This window comes from Pelagibacterium montanilacus (assembly GCF_003992665.1).
Lineage (GTDB): Bacteria > Pseudomonadota > Alphaproteobacteria > Rhizobiales > Devosiaceae > Pelagibacterium > Pelagibacterium montanilacus.
Window position 1 is genome coordinate 182,728 of sequence record NZ_RZMX01000059.1, and the last position, 19,022, is coordinate 201,749.

At 64.0% G+C, this 19,022-nt stretch carries 18 protein-coding genes; 12 read left to right on the forward strand and 6 right to left on the reverse strand.

The window, feature by feature from the left end; all coding sequences use genetic code 11:
* The first annotated feature begins 1 nt into the window (after nucleotide 1).
* The 3 genes from EO136_RS16885 to EO136_RS16895 are packed head-to-tail and all read left to right on the forward strand — an operon-like array spanning nucleotide 2 to nucleotide 3,963.
* Nucleotides 2–1,510: a GMC oxidoreductase gene (locus EO136_RS16885; RefSeq protein ID WP_127145561.1), complete on the forward strand. Its 1,509-nt coding sequence runs from the start codon at nucleotides 2–4 to the stop codon at nucleotides 1,508–1,510.
* Nucleotides 1,507–2,277: a 3-ketoacyl-ACP reductase gene (locus EO136_RS16890; RefSeq protein WP_127145562.1), complete on the forward strand. Its 771-nt coding sequence runs from the start codon at nucleotides 1,507–1,509 to the stop codon at nucleotides 2,275–2,277. Before EO136_RS16885 ends, EO136_RS16890 begins: the two co-directional genes overlap by 4 nt.
* Before the next feature lie 30 nt (nucleotides 2,278–2,307).
* Nucleotides 2,308–3,963, forward strand: a complete 1,656-nt coding sequence (locus tag EO136_RS16895; RefSeq protein WP_127145563.1) for a GMC family oxidoreductase — start codon at nucleotides 2,308–2,310, stop codon at nucleotides 3,961–3,963.
* A 1-nt stretch (nucleotide 3,964) separates the two neighbouring features.
* On the opposite strand, the gene EO136_RS16900 is transcribed toward EO136_RS16895, so the two are convergent.
* Nucleotides 3,965–4,867, reverse strand: a complete 903-nt coding sequence (locus EO136_RS16900; protein ID WP_127145564.1) for a hypothetical protein — start codon at nucleotides 4,865–4,867, stop codon at nucleotides 3,965–3,967.
* Nucleotides 4,868–5,031: 164 nt separating this feature from the next.
* Here EO136_RS16900 and EO136_RS16905 point away from each other — a divergent pair, with 164 nt between their 5' ends.
* On the forward strand, nucleotides 5,032–5,913 hold the full coding sequence (locus EO136_RS16905; protein WP_127145565.1) for an NAD(P)-dependent oxidoreductase: 882 nt from the start codon (nucleotides 5,032–5,034) through the stop codon (nucleotides 5,911–5,913).
* Nucleotides 5,910–6,677 carry an SDR family oxidoreductase gene (locus EO136_RS16910; protein ID WP_127145566.1) on the forward strand — a complete coding sequence of 256 codons (768 nt, stop codon included), beginning with the start codon at nucleotides 5,910–5,912 and terminating at the stop codon, nucleotides 6,675–6,677. The genes EO136_RS16905 and EO136_RS16910 overlap by 4 nt, the downstream gene beginning before the upstream one ends.
* A 14-nt stretch (nucleotides 6,678–6,691) precedes the next feature.
* Here EO136_RS16910 and EO136_RS16915 read toward each other — a convergent pair whose 3' ends face one another.
* The 5 genes from EO136_RS16915 to EO136_RS16935 form a co-directional block, all read right to left on the reverse strand.
* Nucleotides 6,692–7,603, reverse strand: a complete 912-nt coding sequence (locus tag EO136_RS16915; RefSeq protein WP_127145567.1) for an SMP-30/gluconolactonase/LRE family protein — start codon at nucleotides 7,601–7,603, stop codon at nucleotides 6,692–6,694.
* A 92-nt stretch (nucleotides 7,604–7,695) separates the two neighbouring features.
* Complete coding sequence (locus tag EO136_RS16920) at nucleotides 7,696–8,634, reverse strand: ABC transporter permease (RefSeq protein WP_127145568.1); 939 nt, start codon at nucleotides 8,632–8,634, stop codon at nucleotides 7,696–7,698.
* Complete coding sequence (locus tag EO136_RS16925) at nucleotides 8,631–9,578, reverse strand: ABC transporter permease (RefSeq protein ID WP_127145569.1); 948 nt, start codon at nucleotides 9,576–9,578, stop codon at nucleotides 8,631–8,633. The genes EO136_RS16920 and EO136_RS16925 overlap by 4 nt, the downstream gene beginning before the upstream one ends.
* Nucleotides 9,575–11,044 carry a sugar ABC transporter ATP-binding protein gene (locus tag EO136_RS16930; protein ID WP_127145570.1) on the reverse strand — a complete coding sequence of 490 codons (1,470 nt, stop codon included), beginning with the start codon at nucleotides 11,042–11,044 and terminating at the stop codon, nucleotides 9,575–9,577. Before EO136_RS16930 ends, EO136_RS16925 begins: the two co-directional genes overlap by 4 nt.
* A gap of 19 nt (nucleotides 11,045–11,063) precedes the next feature.
* Nucleotides 11,064–12,080 carry an ABC transporter substrate-binding protein gene (locus tag EO136_RS16935; RefSeq protein ID WP_127145571.1) on the reverse strand — a complete coding sequence of 339 codons (1,017 nt, stop codon included), beginning with the start codon at nucleotides 12,078–12,080 and terminating at the stop codon, nucleotides 11,064–11,066.
* Nucleotides 12,081–12,317: 237 nt separating this feature from the next.
* On the opposite strand from EO136_RS16935, the gene EO136_RS16940 reads away from it, so the two are divergent.
* The 7 genes from EO136_RS16940 (at nucleotide 12,318) to EO136_RS16970 (ending at nucleotide 19,017) form a co-directional block, all read left to right on the forward strand.
* On the forward strand, nucleotides 12,318–13,583 hold the full coding sequence (locus tag EO136_RS16940) for a GAF domain-containing sensor histidine kinase (protein ID WP_127145572.1): 1,266 nt from the start codon (nucleotides 12,318–12,320) through the stop codon (nucleotides 13,581–13,583).
* Nucleotides 13,580–14,302, forward strand: a complete 723-nt coding sequence (locus tag EO136_RS16945; RefSeq protein WP_127145573.1) for a response regulator transcription factor — start codon at nucleotides 13,580–13,582, stop codon at nucleotides 14,300–14,302. Before EO136_RS16940 ends, EO136_RS16945 begins: the two co-directional genes overlap by 4 nt.
* 171 nt (nucleotides 14,303–14,473) lie before the next feature.
* Nucleotides 14,474–15,355 carry a polysaccharide deacetylase family protein gene (locus EO136_RS16950; RefSeq protein ID WP_127145574.1) on the forward strand — a complete coding sequence of 294 codons (882 nt, stop codon included), beginning with the start codon at nucleotides 14,474–14,476 and terminating at the stop codon, nucleotides 15,353–15,355.
* Between the two features lie 446 nt (nucleotides 15,356–15,801).
* Complete coding sequence (locus EO136_RS16955; protein WP_127145575.1) at nucleotides 15,802–16,446, forward strand: GntR family transcriptional regulator; 645 nt, start codon at nucleotides 15,802–15,804, stop codon at nucleotides 16,444–16,446.
* A 53-nt stretch (nucleotides 16,447–16,499) separates the two neighbouring features.
* Nucleotides 16,500–17,306 carry an ABC transporter ATP-binding protein gene (locus EO136_RS16960; RefSeq protein ID WP_127145576.1) on the forward strand — a complete coding sequence of 269 codons (807 nt, stop codon included), beginning with the start codon at nucleotides 16,500–16,502 and terminating at the stop codon, nucleotides 17,304–17,306.
* Complete coding sequence (locus EO136_RS16965; protein WP_127145577.1) at nucleotides 17,306–18,169, forward strand: ABC transporter permease; 864 nt, start codon at nucleotides 17,306–17,308, stop codon at nucleotides 18,167–18,169. Before EO136_RS16960 ends, EO136_RS16965 begins: the two co-directional genes overlap by 1 nt.
* Nucleotides 18,169–19,017, forward strand: a complete 849-nt coding sequence (locus EO136_RS16970; protein WP_127145578.1) for an ABC transporter permease — start codon at nucleotides 18,169–18,171, stop codon at nucleotides 19,015–19,017. The genes EO136_RS16965 and EO136_RS16970 overlap by 1 nt, the downstream gene beginning before the upstream one ends.
* The last annotated feature ends 5 nt before the right edge of the window (nucleotides 19,018–19,022 follow it).

Genomic DNA, 19,022 nt, shown 5'->3' on the forward strand with positions numbered 1-19,022 from the left:
CATGGCGTCGTCCCCCGATATCGTCATCATCGGCTCGGGCATCGGGGGCGCGACCCTGGCGTCCGGCATTGCGCCGGGCGGGGCCTCGATCCTCATCCTGGAGGCCGGTGGGCACCTGTCGGCATCGCCCGCCAATCGCGATCAGGTGGCGATCTTCCAGCGCCGCCATTTCCACTCCAGCGAGCTCTGGTACGACAGCACCGGCAAGGGCTTCAGCCCGGGCAATTACTACTATGTCGGGGGCAATTCCAAATTCTACGGCGCGGTTCTCGCCCGTTACCGTGCCGAGGATTTCGGCGAGATCGTCCATCGGGAAGGCGTCTCCCCGGCCTGGCCGTTCCCCTACGAGACGCTCGAGCCCTGGTACACCCGCGCCGAACAGCTTTACGCGGTGCGCGGCATGCTGGGCGAGGATCCCACCGAGCCGTCCCATTCGGGCGTCTACGCCCATCCCCCCGTGCCCGATGAGCCGGCCATCGCCCGGGTGCGGGCCCGCCTCTCGGAGCTCGGGCTCCATCCCTACAGCCTGCCGCTGGGGGTCGATATCGACGCCTGGCTTGCGGGCGGCCAGACCCCGTGGGACGCCCATCCCTCGTCCAATGACGGCAAGATGGACGCCGAGACCGCCGCGCTTTCCAAAGCGCTCGCCCACGACAATGTCCGACTCGAGACCGGCGCCCGCGTCACCCGGCTCGAGACCGCGCCCGACGGCAAGGCCATCGCCGCGGTTCACTATCGCCAGAACGGGGAAGACAAGGTCGTCCGCCCGGCGCTCGTGGTACTCTCGGCGGGCGCGGTCAAATCCGCAGCCTTGCTTCTGGCCTCCGCCGACAACGCCAACCCCGATGGCCTTGCCAACCGCTCGGGACAGGTCGGGCGCAATTTCATGAACCACAACGCCAGTGCCGTCATCGCCACCGCACCCTGGTACACCAATGATTCCGTCTACCAGAAGACCTTCGGGTTCAACGATTTCTACCTCTCGGACGGGGAGGGCGGTCCCCCGCTGGGCAATGTCCAGCTTCTGGGCCGGGTCTCCGGACCGATCCTGAAATCCTCCATGCCCTCGGCGCCCGGCTGGCTGCTCGACCAGATCTCGCGCCACGGTATCGATTTCTACGCCATGAGCGAGGATATCCCCTCGCCCGAAAGCCGCGTTACACTCGATGGCCAGCGCATCGTCCTGCACTGGACCCGCACCAACTGGCAGGCCCATCTCGATCTCGTCGCGCGGCTGAAATCTGTCCTGCGCCGGGCCGGCTTCCCGCTGGTCGTCTCCCAGGCCTTCGACAAGCGCACCCCTTCGCACCAATGCGGCACGGTGCGCATGGGGTCCGACCCCGCGACATCCCCGCTCGACATCTGGTGCCGGGCCCACGACCACCCGAACCTCTTTGTCATGGACGCAAGCTTTCTACCCACCTCCGCGGCGGTCAATCCCTCGCTCACCATCGCCGCCCAGGCCTTGCGGGTCGCCGACCACATCGCCACCACGGAGCGTGTGTCATGAGCGCCGAACGCCCCCTCGCCATCGTCACCGGGGCGAAGCGCGGCATCGGCCTGGCCATCGCCACCGCGCTGGCCCGCGCCGGGCACGATCTGCTCATCGCCGACCTCGGATCGGAGGCCGAAGCCGCCCACGCTCTGGCAAATGTGGCAGGGGAGGGGGCAAATGTGGCATTCGTGCCCTTCGACCTCTCCGATCAGTCCTCCCACGAGGCTGTACTGGACGCGATCAGGGCCCGATCAACACCGATATCATGCCTTATCAACAACGCTGGACGGGGCGCCGTGAAGCGTGGCGATCTGCTCGATCTCACGGTCGAAAGCTTCGACGCGGTGCTCGATACCAATTTGCGCGGCACCGTGTTCTTCACCCAGGCCATTGTTCGCGAAATGCTCGCCAATCGGGCCCCGGGCCCGCGTACCATCGTCACCATCGGCTCGGTCTCGGCCACCCTGAGTTCGCCGGAGCGGCTGGAGTATTGCATGTCCAAGGCCGCCCTCGCGAGCTTCTCGAAAGGCCTCGCCCTGCGCCTTGCCGACGAAGCCATTGCCGTCTTCGAGGTCCGGCCCGGCATCATCCGCACGGGCATGACCGCCGGCGTAGCGGATCGCTACGACACCCTGATTGCCGACGGCCTCGTGCCCATGCGCCGCTGGGGCGAGCCCGAGGACATCGGGACGATCGTTGCCGATCTGGCCAGCGGTCGGTTCGCCTTCGCCACGGGCTCGGTCATCAATGCCGATGGCGGGCTCAGCATAGGCCGGCTCTGATTATTGCCGGCCCGGGAGAAAAGCATTCCAATGACTTATGACTACATCATCACCGGCGCCGGGCCTGCCGGCTGCGTGCTCGCCAACCGCCTGACCGAGGACCCCGACACAAGCGTCCTCCTGCTCGAAGCGGGCGGCGGAGACGGCCACCCGCTGTTTCACATGCCCGCCGGGTTTGCGAAAATGACCAAGGGCGTGGCGAGCTGGGGCTGGTCGACCGTGCCCCAAAAGCACATGAAGGACCGCGTCCTGCGCTATACCCAGGCCAAGGTCCTGGGCGGCGGCTCCACCATAAACGCCCAGCTTTATACGCGCGGCAACGCGCTCGATTATGATCTCTGGGCAAACCAGGAGGGCGGCACGGGCTGGGACTACCGCTCCGTGCTTCCCTATTTCAAAAGGGCCGAGGACAATCAGCGCTTTGCCGACGATTACCATTCCTACGGCGGCCCGCTCGGGGTCTCGATGCCCGTCTCGGCCCTGCCGATCTGCGACGCCTATATTCGCGCGGGCCAGGAGCTCGGCATCCCCTACAATCACGATTTCAACGGCCGCCAGCAGGGCGGGCTCGGGTTCTACCAGCTCACCCAGCGCGACCGCCGTCGCTCCTCGGCGTCCATGGCCTATCTCGCGCCCATCGCCGACCGCGCCAATCTCACTGTTCGCAAAGGCGCAACAGTCCTGCGGGTGGTTCTCGAGGGGAAACGCGCCGTCGGCGTCGAGATCGCGACCCGGAACGGCACCGAAATCATCCGCGCCGACCGAGAGGTTCTGGTCACCTCGGGCGCCATCGGATCGCCGAAACTTTTGTTGCAGTCTGGTATCGGACCAGCACACCATCTGCGCGCCGTCGGCATCGACGTCCGGCACGAGCTCAAAGGGGTGGGCGAGAACCTCTCGGACCACCTCGATCTCTTCGTCATCTGCGAGTGCACCGGCGACCACACCTACGACAACGTCGCCAGGCTCCACCGCACCGTCTGGGCGGGCCTTCAATACTTGCTTTTCCGGAGTGGTCCGGTCGCGTCCAGCCTCTTTGAAACCGGCGGCTTCTGGTATGCCGATCCCGGGGCCCGCTCGCCCGATATCCAGTTCCATCTCGGGCTCGGCTCGGGCATCGAGGCAGGCGTGGAGCGCCTCAAGAACGCCGGGGTCACGCTCAATTCCGCCTATCTCCACCCACGGTCGCGGGGCACGGTGCGCCTGGGCTCGTCCGACCCTGCCGCAGCCCCGCTCATCGATCCCAACTATTTCTCCGATCCCCACGACCGCCAGATGTCCATCGAGGGCCTGCGGCTGGCGCGCGAGATCATGGCCCAGAACGCCCTCAAGCCCTATGTGCTGGCCGAGCGGCTGCCCGGACCGTCCCTCCAGACCGACGAGGAGCTTTTCGACTACGCCTGCGCCAACGCCAAGACCGACCACCACCCGGTCGGCACCTGCCGCATGGGCACCGGCCCGGATGCTGTGGTCGGGCTCGATCTCAAGGTCCACGGGCTGGAAGGCCTGCGCGTCTGTGACAGCTCGGTTATGCCCCGGGTGCCCAGTTGCAACACCAACGCTCCGACGATCATGGTCGGCGAAAAGGCCAGCGACATGATCCGCGGCCGCGATCCCCTCGCCCCGGCCACCTTCGCCCACGAACGCAATGAAAAGCTGCCTCGGGCGGTCGATACCGTTCGCTGACCTAAAAGGCGACGCCCAGCCCCAACCGCAGTCCGGCGTTGCCCTGCCAGTTCAACGCCGGAAGGCCCGATACCGGCTCGTCGGACTGCGCCCAGAAGGTCGCCTGTCCGTATCCGAGCCCGCCATCGGCAAAGGCCCCCAGGCTGATTTCGGCCCCTTCGCTGATCTGCCGCATATAGGCCACGTCGATCGATGCGCTCGCCACCGCGAAGTCGAAAAGGATGTTGGGCGTGGGGCCCAGATCGTTGCGGAAATGATGGCTGTCGGCCACATGTCGATATCCGGCCATCACCTCGCCATGGATCTCGACCCGCTGGTCGGCGTCGATCTGCTGGACCAGCCGGATCCCGGGCCCTGCCTGCACGTCAAAGACATCCTGCGTGATGACGACCACGTCGTCGAACACCGAAAAATCGGGCTGGGTGCAGCCCACCGAACAGTCGAGGCCGACCGCGTCGAACTGCCGGTATCCAAGGCTTCCCACAACGTAGGGGCTGGCCTGGAAACTGCCCACGGCCCAGCTCCCCCAGCCTCCATCCGCGCCTCGCAGCGCCAGCGAAAAACTGCCCTCCAGGGCCACATCGCTCAGCGTGTCCGAGAACGTCACCTGCCCGGAATAATAGTCGCTGTCCCGGAACTGCCCACCGCTGAGGATCCCTGCGCGCGCGGTCAGATCGTACCAGCTCCCCGCACCCCAGACCCCTGAAAGCCCGAGCTCGAGCGCCATGCTCTGGACGGGTGCGAAATCGAGGACGCTCGTGGGGTCGCCGTACTGCGGGTCATAGTCCGAGGCATCGTGGCTGACCCCGAAAACGCCCGACTGCACCACCGTGCCCAGCCGCAGAGAATGGTCCATGGCAAGGCTCGCGCCCGGAGCCGCAATCGCCAGCGCAGAGACGGACATGGTTTGCAATATCCTCAACGCCTGCGTTCCCCCGGTTTCTCTGCCAGTTCCGCCATCTTAGCGCGACAAGGCACCGCTCGCCAGCAAACGATTCTTCCCGCGCCGTTCCGGTTTCCGGCCCAGTCTGCTAAGCAGGACAACAAGAACAATGGGAGAGACCTGGGATGAAGATTGCTTTTCTTGGTACGGGCCTGATGGGGGCGCCCATGGCGCGCAACCTCGCCGGTCGGTTCGACGTCAAGGTGTGGAACCGGTCTGCCGACAAGGCCCAGGCGCTGGCCGATGTCGCCTCGGTCGCCGCAAGCCCGGCGCAAGCGGCAGCGGGCGCCGATGTTGTGGTGATGATGATGTTCGACGCGACCGCCAACCGCGCGGTGCTCGAGGAGGGCGGCGTTCTCGAGGCGCTGGCGTCCGGCGCCACCATCATCGACATGGCGTCGGTAGAACCGGCGTCCGATATCGAGATGGCGGGCATGGCGCGCGCCAGGGGCCTGCGCTATCTCGATGCCCCGGTCTCGGGCGGCACCGTCGGCGCCGAGCAGGCCACGCTTTCGATCTTTGTGGGCGGTGAGGCAGAGGATGCCGAGGCCATGCGCCCGGTGTTCGAGGCCATGGGCCGGCCCAGCCATATGGGGCCCGTTGGCACCGGCCAGGTCGCCAAGCTCGCCAACCAGCTCATCGTCGCCACCACAGTGGGCGCGGTGGCCGAGGCGTTCCACCTCGCGCGGGAATGCGGCTGCGATATCGGCACCCTGCGCAATGCCTTGCGCGGCGGCTTTGCCGACAGCCGGATCCTCGATCTGCACGGCCAGCGCATGGTGGAGGGCAATTTCGTCCCCGGCGGCAAGTCATCGGCCCAGCTCAAGGACCTGAGGAATGTCATGAGCGCCGCGCGCGAAGCGGGCGCCGACCTGCCGCTGGCAGAGACGGTCACCGACGCCTTCACCGACTTCGTGGACAATCACGAGGGCGCCGACATCGATCACGCGGGCTATTATCTCTGGCTCGACAAACGCGCCGCAACCAAGGGGAAGGGCAAGCCATGAGCACGGACCTTTTCGATCTCTCCGGCCGCCGCGCGCTCATAACCGGCTCGTCCCAGGGCATCGGCAAGGCGCTGGCCGCGGGCCTCGCCCGCGCGGGCGCCGAGGTTGTCGTCAACGGACGCACTGCCGACAAGCTCGCGCTCGCGGCCCGCGAGTTGCGCGAGGCGGGGGCAGTCGTCCACGAGCTGGTGTTCGACGCTACCGACCACGCGGCGATCCGGACGGCCATCGACGCCTTCGAGGCCGAGACCGGGCCCATCGATATTCTGGTCAACAATGCGGGCATGCAGCACCGTGCGCCGCTCGAGGAATTCCCCGTCGAGATGTTCGACACCCTCATCCGCACCAATCTGCACAGCGCCTTTTATGTCGGCCAGGCCGTGGCCAGGCACATGATCGACCGCGGGCGCGGCAAGATCATCAACATCGCCTCGGTGCAGTCGGCCCTCGCGCGGCCCGGCATCGCGCCCTATGTGGCCAGCAAGGGCGCCATCTCCAACCTCACCAAGGGCATGGCCACCGACTGGGCGCGCCACGGCATGCAGTGCAACGCCATCGCCCCGGGCTATTTCGAAACCCCGCTCAATGCCGCGCTGATCGCCGATCCCGAATTCAACGCCTGGCTGGAAAAGCGCACCCCGGCGGGCCGTTGGGGGCAGGTCGACGAACTGGTAGGCGCGTGCATCTTCCTCTCGTCGGATGCTTCAAGTTTCGTGAACGGCCACACCCTCTTTGTGGATGGCGGCATCACCGCCTCGCTATAGATGGGGGGAGGCTGCTAGGGCCGCGCCGCCCCGTTGACGTTGACATAAAGCGCATAGACCGAGCGCGTCGCGGTGATGAACAGCCTGTTCCGCCGCGGCCCGCCAAAGGTCAGGTTCGCCACCGTCTGGGGAATGCGGATCTTGCCGAGCAGCGTGCCGTCGCTGTCAAAGCAATGCACGCCGTCCGCCGCGCTGCACCACACCCTGCCGTCGGTGTCCACGCGCAGCCCGTCGGGCACGCCCTTGTCGATCTGCGCGAAAACCCGTCCGCCCGACAGCCGCCTGCCGTCCACCACGTCGAACACGCGCACATGGCGCGGCACGCTTTCGTCATGGCTGGCGCCGGAATCAGCGATATAAAGCCGGCTTTCATTGGGCGAGAAGGCCAGCCCGTTGGGCTGTGCGAAATCCTCCACCATCGCCTCGATCGTCCCGTCCTGCGCAATGCGGTAAACCCGCTGGCGATCCTGCTCGGACGCGGACTTGTACCCCTCATAGTCCGAGATGATACCGTAGGTGGGGTCGGTGAACCAAACCGCGCCGTCCGAATGCACGACGAGATCGTTGGGAGAGTTGAGACGCCCGCCATTGTACTGGTCGGCTAACACAGTGATCGACCCGTCCGGCTCGGTGCGCGTCACCCGGCGGGTGCCATGCTCGCAGGTCAGAATGCGCCCCTGCCGGTCCCGCGTGTTGCCATTGGCGAAATTCGAGCCCGTACGGAAAACCCCTGATCCGGTATCGGGACTCCAGCGCAGGATGCGCTGGTTGGGAATGTCGCTCCAGAGGAGCTGACCCCAGTCCCCGCACCAGACCGGGCCCTCGGCCCACATGCAGCCAGAGTGGATTTCCTCGAGTTCGGCATTGAGTACCAGCAGGTCGCGGAACCGCCGGTCGTGAACTTCATAGAGTGTGTCGGAAAACATCACCGTCCCCCCGCAGCGCTTCCCCCGCGGGAGGCGCAAAAAAAACATCGAAAAGCCCGGTCTCGTGCTGCGGAAACCGGAAAAACGAACCTCTAGAACCTGACGGTCCGGCCACCGGCGGTCACGATGACCCCGATGATGATCAGCCCCGTCATGATCATCCTGAACCCGGCGTCGAACCCATAGGTATTGAGCATCGAGACCACGAGGAACATGAACAGCGATGCGCCCCAGATGCCGGGGACGTTGGAATCCCCGCCGGCGACCGAAGTGCCCCCGATCACGACGACTGCGATCGACATCAGGAGATATTCGGCCCCCATGTTCAGCGCCGCGCCCCCCGAAAAGCTCGCCAGGAAATAGCCGCCCAGCGAGGCGAGCACCGCACACAGCACATAGGTGCCGCACCGCACCCCGTCCACCGGTATCCCGGCCATGCGCGCCGCACGGATGTTCTGGCCGATTGCAAGGATCCAGCGCCCGTAAAGGCTCTTCTCAAGCGCGACATAGGCCAGCACCGTCACGACCAGCGCCAGGATCGCGACATTGGGCACGCCCAGCACACTGCCGATCGCGAAGTCGCCCAGAATTTCGGGGGGTCGGATGCGCAGCCCGCGATTGGACCAGATCGCCGCCGACTGGATGATGAAGCTCATGGCCAGCGTCGCGATGATCGGCGGGATGCGCAGCAGCTTGATCAGGGCGTAATTGGCCACCCCGACCCCGAGACCGATGGCGATGGCAACGAGGAACCCGGGCACGATCAGCCCGGAATCCCCGCCCATCAGCTTGAGCGCGACGGTCCCGGCCAGCGTCATGGTCGCGGGGATCGACAGGTCGATATTGCCTGGGCCCAGCGTGATGACGAACATCTGGCCGGTGCCCACGATCACCGAGAACGCCGCGAAGGTCAGGGTTGCCTGGGTCAGCCCGACAATGCTCGCGCCGCCGGTGAACATCAAGGTGATGACCCAGACGATGCCAGCGGCGAGGAACGACCAGATCCAGGGCATGCGGGAGAGGGCGGTCATGCGCGCTTCTCCTTGTTTTCGCGGCGGTTGAGAACCAGCCTTATGGCCAGAACAAGGATCAGGATCGCCCCCTGGGCGCCGATCTGCCAATCGGGCGAGATGCGCAAAAAAGAGAGAAAGGACGCCGCGAGCGTCAGCGTCAGGGCCCCGATCACCGCGCCGATGGGCGATACTCGCCCCCCGACGAACTCACCGCCCCCCAGGATCACTCCTGCGATCGAAAGAAGGGTGTAGCGCATGGCGATATTGGCGTCGGCTGCCGTGGTCAGCCCCACGAGCGATATGCCCGCAAGGATCGCAAAGACCGCGGCAAGCGCATAGGTCATAGCGCGCACGCGCACCACCGACCACCCGGCCCGCTCGACCGAGCGTCGGTTGCCCCCAACACCCCTCAACACCACCCCAAGGGAAGAGCGCATGACGATCAGATGGGCAATGACCGCAATGAGCACGCTGGCGACAATTGCCATGGGTGCGAAAGGCGGGCGCACGGTCATGATCGCCCGAATCCACTCGGGCGCCGCCCCTCCCGGAGAGGGCAGGATCAGCACCGCAAGGCCCGACCAGACAAAGCTCATGCCCAGCGTCACGACGATCGCGGGCAAGTTGCGCAGATGGATGATCACCCCCAGCCCGGCATAGACCGCCACCGCCGCCGCAAGGATCAGAAGGCCCAGCAATGGTGCCGATTGCAGGAAGGTGGCGGTCACGCACGCGGCAAAGCTCACGAATGCGCCCATCGACAGGTCGAGGTCGTTCACCGCCATGATCAGCATCTGGGCGAGCGTAGCCAGCGCGATCGGCACCGCCAGGTTGAACAACAGGTTCAGCCCGGTATAGCTCATGGTGCGGGGCTGGAGGTAGAACACCGCCCCCAGCAGCACGGCCAGCGACATCGCCGGCACGAGAACCCGGAGGGCGTCCGCAGAAACCAGTCGTCTCATGCGGCCCGCTCCCCGAACGATGCGGCGAGGATCGCGTCCTCGCTTACCGCGTCCCCGGCCAGCTCGGCCACGATCCGGCCGTCGCGGAACACATAGACCCGGTCGCAGACGCTCACTTCGTCCATTTCCGTGGAGTACCAGACAAAGGTGCGCCCCTTGTCGGCTTCCTGGCGGAGCATGGCATAGACGTCCTGCTTGGTCCCGATATCGACCCCGCGCATGGGATCGTCCATGAGAACAACTTCGGCCCGGGAGCCAAGAGCCCGCGCAAACAGCGCTTTTTGTTGGTTCCCGCCCGATAGAGACAGGATCGGGTTCTCCAGATCGTCGGACCGGATGCCGATCCGCTGCTTCCAGTCCCCGCCGAACCCGATCTCGCGCGCGACATCCACAAAGCCGCGCCGGGACCAGTCAGCAAGGACGGTGATGCTCATGTTGCGCAGGATGCTCCAGATCGGAAAGATGCCGTCGATCAACCGGTCCCCGGCTACGAACGCGGCCTTGGGGTCGCGGGCGGCGCGCCAGTCGCTGGACAGGGATTTGTAGAGATCGACCAGCGTCTCGGTCTGGCCATGCCCGCTCAGCCCGGCCAGTCCGACCAGTTCGCCGCGAAACGCGCGGAAAGCCACCGCGTCGGTGTGCTGAGGGCGCGCGACCACGGGCGCCTCGCCCGAGGCGCGGGCGTCGGTTTCCCGGCGCGCCTGGCGTTTGGCCGCCACGCTTCCCATGGCCTGCACGAGCCCCGGAACGGTGAATTCGGAGGCCGGCCGGTCGCCCACGACCTTGCCGTCCCGCATCACGATCACCCTGTGCGCGGCCTCGAGAATTTCGCCCAGGATATGGGAGATGAAGATCACCGCCCCACCCTCGGCCGTGAACGTCTTGACGTATTCGATCAGCTGATGGGCCCGCGAAGCATCGAGCGAAGAGGTCGGCTCGTCGAGAATGACGAGCGCCACCGGATCGCTGTCGCGCGAAAAGGCGGTGGCGATTTCCACCATCTGGCGCTGTGCGATCGAGAGGTCACCGACAACGCTGCCCGCCGAGATGCCGTGCCCGGGAAAGATCGTGTCGAGCTGGGCGGATATCAGCTTTGCTGCCCGCGTACGCCACCCGAAACCCGTCAGGGTCCGGTGCGCAATCCGCACGTTTTCGAGCACGGTGAGATTGGGGCAGAGCGAAAGCTCCTGGAACACGCACCGTATGCCGCCCGACCGCGCCCTGGCGATCGAGTGGCCGGAGGAGTGGTTCTGGCCCGCGAGCGCAATGGTGCCTTGGTCGAGCGTGATGCCGCCATTGATGACATTGACGAGCGTGGATTTGCCCGCGCCATTGTGGCCCACAAGGCCGATGCATTGGCCCGGAGCCACCGTGAAATCCACGCCGTCGAGTGCCTTGACGGCGCCAAAGGACTTTCTGGCGCCGTCGACGGCGATGACCGCCGGAAGTTGCGATTCATCGTTCATGCTTGGGAGGTCCGATCACTCACTGGGCGGCGGCGATGACGGCCTGTGCGTCCTCGAGGCTGTACTCGACATTGGCGACACCGCCTTCTGGCGTCGTCTCAAGGGCTTCGTCCAGCGTGTCCTGGGTGACCGTCAGGAACGGCACCACCAGGTCTTGGGGAACCTCTTCGCCGGCAAGGATCTGCTGGGCCACCCAGAAGGCGAGGGTCGATACGCCCGGTGCGATCGAAAGCGAGATGGTCTCGTATCCGTTCGCGTCGCGCTGGTCGCGCCACCAGGCCATTTCGTCCTGACGGTTGCCCATGATGATGATGGGAATGTCGCGGCCTGCAGCCTCGATGGCCTGTGCGGCGCCGTAGCCGTCACCGCCCTGCGTCACCACACCGTCAATCTCGGGAAGGCTCGGAAGCAGCCCAGCCACCGCGCGCTGCGCGACGTCCTGCGCCCAGTCACCGTTCACCGACCCGACGACGTCGAACTGAGAATTGGCTTCAACGCCCGCGGTAATGCCAGCATGGATTTCGTCATCGACAAATACACCGGCCAGTCCCCGGATTTCGAGAAGATTGCCGCCGTCGGGCAGCCGCTGGGCGAGATAGGCCACTTGGTCGCGGCCCATCTGCTGGAAGTCGACCGCAATGCGCCAGGCACACGGTTCGGTGACCACGCCATCGAACGAGACGACGGTGACCCCGGCATCGCAGGCTTCACGTACGGCGCCATTGAGCGCGGTGGGCGATGCGGCATTGACCACGATCGCATCATAGCCCTGCAAGATGAGGTTCTGGATCTGGGCGGCCTGCTCTGTGGCCTGGTTTTCCGCGGTGGTAAAGGCGTCCGCCGCAGCGACAATGCCTTCATCGACGGCGGGCGCGGTCACGGTTTCCCAGCTCGTGAGCATGGCCTGGCGCCAGGAATTGCCGGCATAATTGTTCGACAGCGCGATACGCGCGTCTTCGGTCTGCGCGAATGTCGCGGTGGGGATGGCAGCGGCGGCAATCGCCGCAGATGCCAGGAGCATCTGGGTGAATTTCATTTCTCTCTCCCTTTGGAGCCGGACCCTCCCGGTCGCGGCCATTCGGCCCGCCTGCGCACCAAGGCACAATCGAACCTTTGCCAGACTGAAGCCATGCTGCACGATGCGGTAGGACGTGAAAAGCACCACGCGTGCGGGCCCGCACCAATGAAGTGCGGGAAACCGCAATATGTGGCGGGTCCCCTGCGTCGCAATTGTTCGGTCATGCAGCTATGATCGGGCTGGGAGGATGTGACTATGCGGAAACGGATCCGGCCGGCCGAGTTGCTCAAGCACTATGCCGGGATTTCGCGCGTCCTGGCCGGGCAGCTTGATTTCCCGTCGGCGATCAAGGCCGTCGCTGCCGAGATCGGCCAGTTCCTGCCGCACGACCACATCGACGTCTGCATCACCATGGTGGACGGCAAATACCACAGCGCCTTTGAATCCGGCCTCGTCACCGCCTGGGGCAGCCTGAGTTCGGCTCTGATCTCGCGCAGTCCGATCCGCTCGCTCCTTTGGGGTCAGGACCCCTACATCCTGACCGCCGACGCCAGTCTCGACCCGCGGTTCCATTTCGAGGGCGCCTTCGACACGCCGATCTTCGATCAGATCTTGCGCAGCCGGCTGCACGTCCCGATGATCGTGCAGGGCGAGATCATCGGGGCGCTGAGCTGTTCGTGCCATGAGGCCGACGTCTATACCCGGGAAGACGTCGCCAACGCCCAGGCGATTGCCGATCTGCTCTCACCCTATTTCTTTTCGCTCCGCGCGGCCCAGCTCGCCCAGCACTCGGCCATCGTGGAAGCCGAGGCCAGGGCGCGGGAGGAAGGCCTGCGGCAGGGAGCCCTCAACCTCACCGAAGCCCTGGAACGCGAGCGCCAGCGTATAGGGATGGACCTTCACGACCAGACTCTGGCCGATCTGACCCGGCTCACCCGGCAGGTGGAGCGTCTTGCCGAACGCCCGCAGGTGGATGGCCAGAGCCTTGAGCCGATTTCGCGGTCGCTCCAGCGCTGCATGCAGGAATTGCGCGGCATCATCGAGCACGCGACACCCTCCGTGCTGCAGCTTTTCGGCTTCGCTCCGGCGGTGGAAAACCATCTGGAACGCTCGATCCGTGACAGCGGGGCACGGATCGCGTCTTACCTCGTGGATGAAACGGCAGGCGCCGTCGATCTCTTAGAGCCCACCGTGCGCATTGCGCTTTTCCGCATGCTTCAGGAAACCATCAATAACGCCGTCCTGCACTCGCGATGCCGCACCATCCATGTGACCCTGCGCCTGGAGGACACGCGTGTGGTCGCTCTGGTGAGCGATGACGGTTGCGGCCTCGTCTCGGCCCGCGCGCGAGCTGGAGGTGGGCTCGACAATATCGCCACGCGGGCTCGCCTGATTGGCGCGGACCTCGACGTGGCAGCAGGCATGGAGGGGCGGGGCACCTCCGTTACCATAAAGGTCCCGCGCATGGGTGTCTCCAATGAGGCGGAGGTGCGAGCGGCATCGGAGGCGGGGGCACGATGAAAATCCTCATTATTGAAGACGACCCCTTGCACCGGGTCTACCTGCGCGACGCCATCACCGAAGCGCTGCCCGAATGCGACCTCGTCATCGAGGCCGACAACGGGCTGGCGGGGGAAAAGCTGGCGCGCGAGCATACGGCGACCCACATCGTCATGGACCTCCAGATGAGCACACGCACCGGCATCGAAGCTGCCCGCACCATCTGGCGCGAGCGGCCCGAAACGGCGATCCTGTTCTGGTCGAATTACTCCGACGAGGCCTATGTCCGGGGCGTTTCGCGGATCGTCCCTGAGGGTGCGGCCTATGGATATGTGCTCAAGACCGCATCGGAAGGCCGCCTGAAACTGGCCCTGCGCGGCATCTTCATCGAAGGTCAGTGCGTCATCGATCGGGAAGTGCGCGGACTGCAGCAAAAGAGCCTCGGCCAGCGCGGCGGGTTCACTGATTCCGAATACGAGGTGCTCGTGGATATCGCCCTGGGCCTCACCGATCGAGCCATCGCCCGGCGGCGGAACCTCTCGCTGAGATCGGTCCAGAACCGGCTCCAGCAGCTTTACGAAAAACTCGACATCTACCGCGCAACATCGCCCGAGGCCGATACCGCGACCTACAATCTCAGGGCCCGGGCGGTTTCGGTTGCACTGCTGCGCAAGCTCCTGAACGTGAGTGCGCTTGAGCAGGCCGAGGTCGAGCTCGGTGACTGGATGACCCGTCGCTAGCCCATTGCCCGTCCTATCGCGAGCGCTGATCGCGGTTATCAGCAAATCTGTTTTCATGTTTATCGATCGATAGCTATAGTCTTGCGGTCGACGTCATTGTATCGAAGCACGGCAGGATCAAAGGAGCCGATACCAAAGGCTCCACGATGCCTGGGGATTGGAGAAACGGCCATGTCACGTCTGAGCGATCGCGCACCCTATGAGCCTTTCATTGATCGGCCCCGCCTGAATTTGCCGGGCGATGCCCGCGTTGCGGTGTGGTTCATCGTAAATGTCGAGGAGTGGAGCATCGACCGCGCCATGCCGCGCACGGTCATCACCCCGCCCATGGGAGCGCCGCTTCAGCCGGATTTGCCGAATTGGTCTTGGCACGAGTACGGGATGCGTGTTGGTTTCTGGCGCATACTCGAGGCGCTCAAGTCCAGAAATCTCAAGGCGACGTTCGCCCTCAACGGCAATGTCATCAACAGCTACCGTCCCGTCGCGCAAGCTGCGCTCGATGCCGGCTGGGAGTTCATGGGCCATGGTTTCGTGCAGCGTCCCATGCACCAGCTCGACGACCAGCACGCGGCCATCCGCAAGACGGTGGAGACGATCCGGGAATTCACAGGGCAGGGGCCTCGCGGCTGGGAAAGTCCGGGCATGACCGAGACGGAGGCGACCCTCGACTTCCTGCAGAGAGAAGGGGTCAAATACGTGGCAAACTGGCCGATGGACGACCTGCCATCAGTGCTCAAGACCCGGGAAGGCACCATGCTGCAGGTGCCCTATACCGTGGAGACCAACGATATCGTGGTGCACGCGGTCCAGCAGCTCCCGTCCGACGCGTTCATGAAGCGCTGCATCGACCAGTTCGATCAGCTCTACAAGGACGGCGAGACCAATGCCCGGGTGATGGCCATCAGTCTTCACCCTTACCTCACCGGGGTGCCGCATCGGTTCGGATATTTCGAGAAAATCCTCGATTATATCCAGGGCCATTCCGGCGTCGCCTGGATGACCGGCGAGGAAATCGCCGAATGGTACAAGCGAGAAATGCGCATCGAGGGCTGAGCCCGCGCTGCAAGCCGCCGGTCGCCCGCGCGTCCGGCCAAGACTCTTGAGCATAATCGCTGCGAGGGCGCGCCCTGCGCCCCGCACTTCCGGCGCTCCAACCCAAGATGTTGGTCCGCCGAAGGGGCCTCCGCGTCGCATTCTTTACGCGAAAATGGCACAAATCTGCCCAACTTAAGATTCGTTTTGGGCTCCAAAGTAAGCATTATTGACCTTTTAAGCGGATGCAAAAATGTGGATTTTCTGCGCATTCGTAACGATTGCTCTGCCACACCGATCTGCCTCAGCGAGCCAGATCTGAAGTTTTCCTTGCATTTTTTTATGCAGCAAAATCAGCACTCTAAAGCATGATTGTGCCCATACCGTTATCGTTCGATAATCGGGTGTATTGACCCAATCTGAATCCTGTGACGTAATCGGTGAGATATCAGAGGGAGGAGTTCTGGATGGATCTGGTCAGAACGCGAGTGTTCAATACGGTGCGCCGTGAGATACTTGCCTGCCAGCTTATGCCGGGAGAGGAATTGCGCGAAAACGAGCTCGCGCAGCGGTTTGGCGTATCCAAATCCCCGATCCGCGATGCCATGCAGAAGCTCGAGTACGAAGGCCTGATCGAGATCGAGCCGCGTCGCGGACATCGGGTAAAGCCGATCTCGATTGCCGATGCGCAGGACCTGATCGATCTGCGCATCATCCTGGAATGTGGAGCACTGCGGAGCGTCGCAGAGCGGGCAACCGATGCCGACCTCGCTGAGCTGGATACGTTCCGGGAGGCCGATACCACCTCGATCGCTGCCTTCACCAAGTACAATCACAGCTTTCACCAGCGTGTGAGCGAGCTGTCGCGCAATGCGCGGCTCGAGGAGCAGATCCGGATCGTCATGGAGAATTACGACCGGCTTTGCGTTGTTTCGCTCAACAATCCGGCGGGCAGGGACCGTTTCAGCGGTCCGCTCAAGGACCACAGGGCGATCATCGATGCGCTTCAGACGCGCAATGGAAAAAAGGCTTCTGTCCTGGTGTCCAAGCATATCGAGAAGTCTCGGACTTCGATCATGCGTGGGCTGGACAGGCGGCCAATCGTCGACTGACGTCGCCCAAATCGTTGGGCGGTGGAATGACTGGAATATGGGAGAGGACAGTCATGAACGCTATGAGCAATGCGAATGCGCGGTCTGGTGCGCATACGCAGCAGCAAGGCGATATCGTCATCAAGGGAGAGGGCGTCGGCAAGACGTTCGGTAATGGGTCGGTCGTGGCCCTGGAAGGCGCGGACTTCGAGATCAAGCGAGGAGAATTCGTTTCTCTCGTCGGTCCGAGCGGGTGCGGAAAATCGACGCTTCTGCGCATGGTGGCCGGCCTTATAGAGCGCAGTTCGGGCAAGCTGGCGGTCCACGGAGACACGGTCAAGGGCCCGCGCAGCGATGTGGGCCTGATGTTCCAGCGCGCGACGCTTCTCGAATGGCGCACCGCGCTGGACAACGTGCTGCTGCCGACCGAATTGTCGCGCAAGCTGACCTCGGCCGATTACGACCATGCCGAGGAATTGCTCGCCATGGTGGGGCTACAGGATTTCACCTTCACATTCCCCAGCCAGCTTTCGGGCGGTATGCAGCAGCGTGTGGCGCTTGCGCGCCTTCTCAAGACCGGCGCGGATATCCTTCTGCTCGATGAGCCGTTCGGCGCTCTCGACGAGTTCACCCGCGAGCACCTCAACCTCGAATTGATGCGCATTGTGGCTGATGTCGGCGCAACGACGCTGTTTGTCACCCACAATATCGGTGAGGCGATCTTCCTGGCTGACAAGGTGATGGTCATGACACCGAGGCCCGGGCGGCTGGCGCGTATCGTGGATGTACCCTTTGAGCGTCCCCGCACCGCAGAGCTGCAGCTCACCCCGGAGTTCAATGCTCTGGTTGCCGAAGTGCGCGCCGTTCTCGGAGACCATTGATGGCACTGGCAGAAGACATATCGGTGCAGATGCCGGGCGCCAAGCGCGCGGGCCTGGACATGGACCGGGTAGCCAAGCACCTGGCGATCTTTGTGGGGCTCATTGCCCTTTGGGAAATCAGCGCCCGCGCAGGCTGGCTCAACCCCCTCATGTTTCCGCGCCCCAGCGCGATCGTGCAGTCGTTCTACGTGATCTATATCGGGACCGGAAATGCCTGGTACCACCTCTACATCACGCTGACCGAAGTGTTCATCGGCTTCTTGGCCGGGTCTATCCTCGGGATTTCCCTTGCGGTGGTGGTCGGGCTCAATCCAATCGTGCGGCGGTTCCTGCAGCCCTACATCATCGTTCTGGAAGCCACGCCCCGCATCGCGGTCGGGCCACTGATCATCGCCGCGCTCGGTTTCGGGTTCACCGCCAAGATCGCGATTGTCATGCTCGTGTGCTTCTTTGCGCCGTTCGTCAACACGCTGGCCGGAATGGTCAATGTCGATCGGTCCGCACTCGAGCTCTTCCGATCGTTGCGGGCGAATAAGTGGCAGACCTTCAGAAAGCTGATGCTGCCCGATGCGGCGCCGACCATCATGGCCGGCCTGCGTCTGGCCATGGCCTCCGCGCTGAGCGGCGCTTTGGTCGCGGAGTTCATCTCGTCAAACGAAGGCATGGGCGTGCTGCTCGATCGCTACACGGGCTCGCTCAACATGGGCTCTGCGTTCGCCACGCTTCTGTCCCTCACACTTCTGGGCTTCACGATCTTCAAGAGCATGGAATGGCTGGAGGCCAAGCTGATCTACTGGCGCAACGATGATGCCATGGCGCGCATAAGCGCACGCAAGCGTGTACAAATGAAGGGAGCGAAGTGATGAAATATCCTGTCATCTACAGGCTCGGGCGCTTCATTCCGCATATGGTGCTGCTTGCCCTTGTGTTGGTGTTCTGGGAAGTCGCTGTCGCCCGGAGCTGGGTCAATGCGTTCATGGTGCCCCGTCCCACGGCAGTCTTCGACTCCTTCATCCGGCTCTATGTTACCGAGCAGACGATTTATCGGCACTTCGCCATCACCATGACCGAGGCGGTCTTCGGGTTCGCGATCGGTGCCTCGGTCGGCATTTCGCTGGCTGTCGCCTCTGCCGTCAACGAAACGTTCCGGCGCTATGTGTCGCCTTACGCCATTGTGCTGAACGTGACTCCGGGCCTGGCACTGACCCCTATCATCATCGCATGGTTCGGGTTCGGCATCGGATCCAAGATCGCGCTTGCCGCCGTGATCTCGTTCTTTCCGATCTTTGTGAACACGCTCTCGGGGCTGACCAATTCCGATCCCGATCGCAACGAGTTGTTCCGCTCGCTGGGAGCCAATGCGTCCCAGCGGTTCTGGAAGTTGCAGGTTCCCTCGGCCCTCCCGATAACGTTTGCCGGGCTCAAGATCGGCATGACAACGGCGCTGATCGGCGCGGTTGTGGCCGAGTTCGCCCAGGCCACCGAAGGGGTGGGCGTGCTCATGCAGCGGTTCTCTTTCCAGCTCAACATGGCGTCTTCGGTCGCCGTGCTCCTCACGATGTCGATCATGGGGGTGACGCTCTATTACGCAATGGAGCTTCTCGATGATCGGCTGATCTTCTGGCGCAAGGACTCGGGCATGGCTCGTGTCGGGCGCCGGAGAAGCGCAAGGGTCCGTGCGCTCAAAGCGGGCTCGGTCGTCAAAGCCTGAATTCG

Excerpts from the sequence above, each read along its gene's own strand:
- EO136_RS16955 (WP_127145575.1), top strand. The coding sequence starts at position 15,802 with ATGGATCTGGTCAGAACGCGAGTGTTCAATACGGTGCGCCGTGAGATA.
- EO136_RS16935 (WP_127145571.1), bottom strand. The coding sequence starts at position 12,080 with ATGAAATTCACCCAGATGCTCCTGGCATCTGCGGCGATTGCCGCCGCT.
- EO136_RS16895 (WP_127145563.1), top strand. The coding sequence starts at position 2,308 with ATGACTTATGACTACATCATCACCGGCGCCGGGCCTGCCGGCTGCGTG.
- EO136_RS16900 (WP_127145564.1), bottom strand. The coding sequence starts at position 4,867 with ATGTCCGTCTCTGCGCTGGCGATTGCGGCTCCGGGCGCGAGCCTTGCC.
- EO136_RS16950 (WP_127145574.1), top strand. The coding sequence starts at position 14,474 with ATGTCACGTCTGAGCGATCGCGCACCCTATGAGCCTTTCATTGATCGG.
- EO136_RS16940 (WP_127145572.1), top strand. The coding sequence starts at position 12,318 with ATGCGGAAACGGATCCGGCCGGCCGAGTTGCTCAAGCACTATGCCGGG.
- EO136_RS16965 (WP_127145577.1), top strand. The coding sequence starts at position 17,306 with ATGGCACTGGCAGAAGACATATCGGTGCAGATGCCGGGCGCCAAGCGC.
- EO136_RS16910 (WP_127145566.1), top strand. The coding sequence starts at position 5,910 with ATGAGCACGGACCTTTTCGATCTCTCCGGCCGCCGCGCGCTCATAACC.
- EO136_RS16915 (WP_127145567.1), bottom strand. The coding sequence starts at position 7,603 with ATGTTTTCCGACACACTCTATGAAGTTCACGACCGGCGGTTCCGCGAC.
- EO136_RS16970 (WP_127145578.1), top strand. The coding sequence starts at position 18,169 with ATGAAATATCCTGTCATCTACAGGCTCGGGCGCTTCATTCCGCATATG.
- EO136_RS16960 (WP_127145576.1), top strand. The coding sequence starts at position 16,500 with ATGAACGCTATGAGCAATGCGAATGCGCGGTCTGGTGCGCATACGCAG.
- EO136_RS16920 (WP_127145568.1), bottom strand. The coding sequence starts at position 8,634 with ATGACCGCCCTCTCCCGCATGCCCTGGATCTGGTCGTTCCTCGCCGCT.
- EO136_RS16930 (WP_127145570.1), bottom strand. The coding sequence starts at position 11,044 with ATGAACGATGAATCGCAACTTCCGGCGGTCATCGCCGTCGACGGCGCC.
- EO136_RS16890 (WP_127145562.1), top strand. The coding sequence starts at position 1,507 with ATGAGCGCCGAACGCCCCCTCGCCATCGTCACCGGGGCGAAGCGCGGC.
- EO136_RS16925 (WP_127145569.1), bottom strand. The coding sequence starts at position 9,578 with ATGAGACGACTGGTTTCTGCGGACGCCCTCCGGGTTCTCGTGCCGGCG.
- EO136_RS16905 (WP_127145565.1), top strand. The coding sequence starts at position 5,032 with ATGAAGATTGCTTTTCTTGGTACGGGCCTGATGGGGGCGCCCATGGCG.
- EO136_RS16885 (WP_127145561.1), top strand. The coding sequence starts at position 2 with ATGGCGTCGTCCCCCGATATCGTCATCATCGGCTCGGGCATCGGGGGC.
- EO136_RS16945 (WP_127145573.1), top strand. The coding sequence starts at position 13,580 with ATGAAAATCCTCATTATTGAAGACGACCCCTTGCACCGGGTCTACCTG.